The following is a 401-nucleotide window of genomic DNA, read 5'->3' on the forward strand; positions in this document are numbered from 1 at the left end:
CTGGATTGCTGCACCGCCAAAGCTGGCCCTTGACGACGAAGTAACGCCCGTCCGGCGTCGATGGGTATCTCACCGGGTGCGCGTGACCGTCAGCACAACGGCGGCGATGCGGTCAGCCTGCTGATAGGTCTCGGTTTCCAGCTCTTCACCGAACACGTCCGGGTCCATCTCGCGGTAGGACCAGGCAAGATCGGGCCGGTCGATCAACCCTCGAGCCTGTTGCAGAAAGACATCTTCGCCGTCGATGGAAGGCGCGCCGGTGTACAACAGCACGCTGCCGCCTGGCGCCAGTCGCTCAATGGCCTGCCCGAGAATGCGCACCGACAGTTCCGAGCCCAGATGCTCGCCGCCATGGCGGTACGCGCGCTCCTGGGTGTCTTTCATGTAGGGCGGATTGGCGA

At 64.1% G+C, this 401-nt stretch carries 1 pseudogene; it reads right to left on the reverse strand.

Annotated features, from left to right (window positions below):
- Window positions 1–69: 69 nt before the first annotated feature.
- Window positions 70–401, reverse strand: a pseudogene (locus EN885_RS33795) (SAM-dependent methyltransferase); the annotation flags it as partial.

Origin of the sequence: Mesorhizobium sp. M6A.T.Cr.TU.014.01.1.1 (assembly GCF_004022765.1) — a bacterium.
Classification (GTDB): domain Bacteria; phylum Pseudomonadota; class Alphaproteobacteria; order Rhizobiales; family Rhizobiaceae; genus Mesorhizobium; species Mesorhizobium mediterraneum.